The sequence below is a fragment of the Phyllobacterium sp. P5_D12 genome (assembly GCF_054049495.1).
On record NZ_JBFUMG010000525.1, the window covers coordinates 1 to 3,122 of the forward strand.

Here is a 3,122-nt window from a genome sequence, read left to right on the forward strand (position 1 = left end):
CGTCCAGCGAGCACTGTTGCATCTGTCTTGCAGAACGGCCGAAACAGGTAAATAGTTAGCTGGAGGACCGAGCTATCTGGATCCGGATTGGCTGGGAAGGGGGCAGCAAAATGCAGCCGAACGTCACAATCCCTCAGCGCGCGCCGCCGCTCTTGAGAATGCTCGATTCAGCGCTTCAAATCGGACTCGTGGGGTTGCTGATCTTTGCCTGCAGCCGCATCATATTGCCGTTCACTGGTATCCTGCTCTGGTCGGTGATCCTCGCGGTCATGCTCTATCCTTTGCACCAACGCTTGGTCGTCCGTGTCGGCAATCGCTGGTCGGCGACGTTGATCGGGCTCGTCAGTGTTGCGCTGATGCTGGTCCCACTGGTCATGGTAGTGACGTCGCTCGGATCTTCCATACTGGAGTTCGTCTCGGGCTTGCAGGACAGAACCCTCACAGTGCCGCCGCCGCCGCCGCCATGGCTTGCCGACCTGCCCGTGGTTGGCCAGAAATTGGCCGACACATGGGTGCTCGTCGCGACGAACATGCCGGCGGCGCTTGCCAAGTATGGCAAGGTGCTGGGTGGAATTGCATCATGGCTGGCGTCGTTCGCGGGCGGTTTGGCTGCCGGTCAGCTGTCGTTCATACTTTCGTTCGCAGTCGCTGCCGTCCTCATCGCCTATGGTGAAGGCGTTACCGAATTCGCCACTCGACTGTTGGAACGCATCACCGGCAGCAAGGCGCAAGGCCCCCGGCTGGTTGCGATGACTGCTGCTACAATCCGAGGTGTGGCAGTCGGCGTCGTTGGCGTAGCGGTCATCCAGTCGCTGCTTATCGGCATAGGCTTCTTCGCCATAGGGCTTTCGTCGGCCGGCGTTTTGACCCTCGTGGTGCTGTTGTTTGCCATCGTGCAGGTGCCGGCGTTGCTGGTAACACTACCTGTCATCGCCTATGTCCTTGCGACGGAAGCGACCACACCGGCGATCATCTTTTCGATCTGGACCGTCATTGCCGGGCTCAGCGACAACCTCCTCAAGCCATTGATGCTCGGCCGCGGGCTTGAAGTTCCGATGCCGATCATTCTCATTGGCGTGATTGGCGGCATGATCGCCGACGGGCTTCTCGGCCTGTTTGTGGGTCCCGTTCTCCTTGCCGTTGGCTACGTCCTGCTCATGGAGTGGCTCCGGTACGACCCCGTTGAGGGCGGGCCGCCGACGGAAAGTCCGCCATGATCGTGGTTATTGTTCTCGGCTTGCTGGTCATGTTGGCATGCCTTGCATTTCAGGTGCTGGCATCGGTGATCGCCGCGCGTTACTTTGCCCGGACCTCCCGACAACCGTTCGGTGCCAAGCCGCTGCGTGGGATTTTCGTTCAATTCTCGATTCTGATGCTGGTGCTAATGATCGGCAACATCGTCCAGGTTGTGTTTTGGGCGTTGCTGTACAGACTGCTCGGTGCATTTGCGGACTTTGAAACGGCCATGTATTTTTCGGGCGTGACCTTCACTTCGCTCGGCTATGGTGACGTTTTGCTGCAAGGCCGAATGCGGCTGCTCGGGCCGCTTCAGGCAGCCAATGGTCTGATGATGTTCGGGGTCACCACGGCCCTCTTCATCTCCGTTATCCAGCAGGTCACCGCCAAATGGATAGCCGCGCAGTCAAACCGCACATAGAATGCTGATCGGACGATAGTGGTTTGAGTCCCTTGGTGCCGACCCAAGCTTCATGATGGAAAGGCTTTTCGCCAACAGACCGGGCGATAAGGCATGGATCTATATGGGTGGCTAGTCGGAAGCTGGAACGGTGCCGCTGCTCGGCGATGCGCAAGGGGCGGGATGGACCAACCCGCCACTACCATCAAGTCATGTGCAATCTTTACAACGCCACCACCACCCACGAGGACATGCTCCAGCTGTTCCTGCCGATCAACATCTGACCAATCGGCTGACGCAGATGGATGTCTTTCCCGACTACCCCGCTCCTATGGGAAGGCCCACCTAAAAACGCGCCGGTTGGAATTGATCGATCCCGCCATCGCCGTGAAAGTGAATTGCGGCCACGTGTCTACCCCGCACATCCTTCAACTGAATATGGGATCCAGATTCCCAGACTGGTAACGTTTCGCCATCTCGGAAACAGGCAGCACCTGGATCGCAGTAGCATTGCCAGACGCTCCGAATTGCTCGAAACGTTGACGACAGAGCTTGGTTAGCGCACCCATCGCGGGCCTAAGATATTTGCGAGGGTCGAATTCGCTGCGATCCTCCGTCAGAACTTTGCGTATTTGCCCCGTCATTGCCATACGGCAATCGGTATCGATGTTGACCTTGCGCACGCCGTTCCTAATGCCGCGTAGGACTTCCTCCACCGGCACTCCCCACGTCGGTTTCATCTCGCCGCCGTATTTGTTGATGATCTCTTGCAGTTCTTGCGGCACCGAGGATGAACCGTGCATGACGAGGTGCGTATTCGGTAGTTTGCGGTGAATTTCTTCGATCACATTCATTGCCAGCACCCTGCCATCAGGTTTTCGACTAAACTTGTAGGCCCCATGCGACGTGCCCATAGCAACAGCCAGCGCGTCGACTTTCGTTTCTGCGACGAATTTCACCGCTTCATCTGGATCGGTAAGCAGTTGATCGTGGCTAAGTGGGCCTTCGATACCATGACCATCCTCTTTTTCGCCCATTCCAGTCTCTAGAGAGCCCAGAACGCCAAGTTCGCCTTCGACCGATACCCCGCCAAGATGCGCCATATCGACCACCGCTTTAGTTACCCCGACGTTGTATTGCCAATCACCCGGAGTCTTGCCATCAGCCATGATGGAGCCATCCATCATCACCGAGGTGAACCCCGACTGGATGGCAGTCATGCAGGTGCCGGGCTCATTACCGTGGTCAAGATGGACGCAGACCGGAATTCGGGGATAGATTTCTGTCACTGCGTCCATCATGTGCTTCAACATAATATCGTTGGCATAAGCTCGAGCACCACGCGAGATTTGGAGGATGACAGGAGCGTCCACTGCGTGCGCTGCCTCCATGATTGCAAGCGCTTGCTCCATGTTGCTCATATTGAAGGCAGGTACGCCGTAGCCTTTCTCGGCTGCGTGGTCGAGCAATTGTCTGAGTGTGATAC

General features: G+C 57.2%; 4 protein-coding genes. 3 read left to right on the forward strand and 1 reads right to left on the reverse strand.

Annotation, left to right across the window (positions count from 1 at the left end; genetic code table 11):
* Positions 1–110: 110 nt before the first annotated feature.
* The 3 genes from ACXJ5O_RS22905 to ACXJ5O_RS22915 all read left to right on the forward strand — a co-directional run bounded on the left by ACXJ5O_RS22905 (position 111) and on the right by ACXJ5O_RS22915 (position 1,920).
* Entirely contained in the window at positions 111–1,217 is a 1,107-nt protein-coding gene (locus ACXJ5O_RS22905; protein WP_457301914.1) for an AI-2E family transporter, read from the forward strand.
* A complete protein-coding gene (locus ACXJ5O_RS22910; protein WP_457301915.1) occupies positions 1,214–1,657 on the forward strand; it encodes an ion channel in 444 nt (147 codons plus the stop codon). The genes ACXJ5O_RS22905 and ACXJ5O_RS22910 overlap by 4 nt, the downstream gene beginning before the upstream one ends.
* Positions 1,658–1,764: 107 nt before the next feature.
* Positions 1,765–1,920: a hypothetical protein gene (locus tag ACXJ5O_RS22915; protein ID WP_457301916.1), complete on the forward strand. Its 156-nt coding sequence runs from the start codon at positions 1,765–1,767 to the stop codon at positions 1,918–1,920.
* Between the two features lie 144 nt (positions 1,921–2,064).
* Here ACXJ5O_RS22915 and fba read toward each other — a convergent pair whose 3' ends face one another.
* Positions 2,065–3,120 (reverse strand): class II fructose-bisphosphate aldolase, encoded by a 1,056-nt coding sequence (gene fba, locus ACXJ5O_RS22920; RefSeq protein WP_457301917.1) that lies wholly within the window; start codon positions 3,118–3,120, stop codon positions 2,065–2,067.
* Positions 3,121–3,122: the final 2 nt, after the last annotated feature.